Here is a 1,169-nt window from a genome sequence, read left to right on the forward strand (position 1 = left end):
CCGCCGTATCGAACTGAAGCTCACCGAGCGCTGAGCGGTCGCTGGAGCCCTGTTCGAGCGAGAAGTTTGCAGCCGAAACGCGGCTTTTAGGGCAGAGTGCGCGCGCGACAAGCCCGCAAAAGATTACCGTTTTTTAATTCCACTTTGGCAGGTGCCGCTCCTAAGTTTCCCTATAGGGCCGAGGACCGCCGGCGGTGCCTCCCACATCGCGACGCGACGGAACCTGACGGCCCAGGCCGGAAGGCAGGTCGTTTCCGGCGCCGCCTTCCTCAGCAACAAGGAGACGCAACCATGCGCTCTTTCAAGCTACCTAGGACTGCGGCACTTGCCGCACTTGTCGCCGCCGTTCCGTTTGCCGGCGCCTATGCCGCATCGGCCGGCTTCTACACCCCGCGCACGGCAGGCCTGATCGACCAGGCGCAGAGCGTTGATCAAGGCATCACGGCCGCACGGCAGATGGATAAGATCAAGCCGGACGAAGCGCGCGACCTTCACAGGCAGGCCGCCCGTATCAGCCGCGTCGCCCAAAGGGAAGCTGCGGCGGGGCATGGCTCGATACCGGCCTCGCGGTATCAGCAGTTGGTGGCGCAGCTCGATGACGTGAGCCAGAGCCTGCGCAACGCCACGGGCAGCAGCCCGCTCATCGGCGATGGCGCGGACGGCGGATATTATCCGAACGGGTGAATTCTGCCATCGCAGCGAGTCCCTTGACGACAGCCTGCGCGCCTTTCGGCGCGCGGGGCGCTGTCGCGCAAACCTCTTAATCGGGAAAATGCGCTCAACGCCGCTGGATTTTCGGCCCGCGGCCCCGACAGCGAAAATCCTGATCGACAGTGATGTGCCGGCCGATACCGGCAGCGGCTTCCTTATGGGCGGGCGCCGATCGTGGCCACTATCCGAACGGCTGAAGGTCCTCCGAAGAAGGGACTATCTGGCGCCCGCGAGACCTGGTCTCAAGGGCGTCCTTTTTCGATCACCAGCCGAGCCAGAGCGCGACGATGGCGAGCACCGCCGGCACCGTCTGGATGAACAGGATCTTCCGGCCGACGGTCGCCGCGCCGTAAAGGCCGGCGACGGCGACGCAAAGCAGGAAGAAGATCTTGATCGGAAACCCGCTCGCGCCGAGAAAAAGCCCCCAGATCAGGCCGGCGGCAAGGAAGCCGTTATAG

The 1,169-nt window shown here is 64.4% G+C and carries 2 protein-coding genes; one reads left to right on the forward strand and one right to left on the reverse strand.

The annotated features are described in order from the left end of the window. Positions 1-291: 291 nt before the first annotated feature. On the forward strand, positions 292-684 hold the full coding sequence (locus EOA29_RS37170; RefSeq protein ID WP_126091426.1) for a hypothetical protein: 393 nt from the start codon (positions 292-294) through the stop codon (positions 682-684). 289 nt (positions 685-973) lie between these two features. On the opposite strand, the gene EOA29_RS37175 is transcribed toward EOA29_RS37170, so the two are convergent. Next, positions 974-1,169 (reverse strand): DUF1304 domain-containing protein (locus tag EOA29_RS37175; protein WP_145970079.1); only part of this gene is annotated, 196 nt, incomplete at its 5' end.

This window comes from Mesorhizobium sp. M1E.F.Ca.ET.063.01.1.1 (genome assembly GCF_003998155.1).
In the GTDB taxonomy this organism is placed as follows: domain Bacteria; phylum Pseudomonadota; class Alphaproteobacteria; order Rhizobiales; family Rhizobiaceae; genus Mesorhizobium.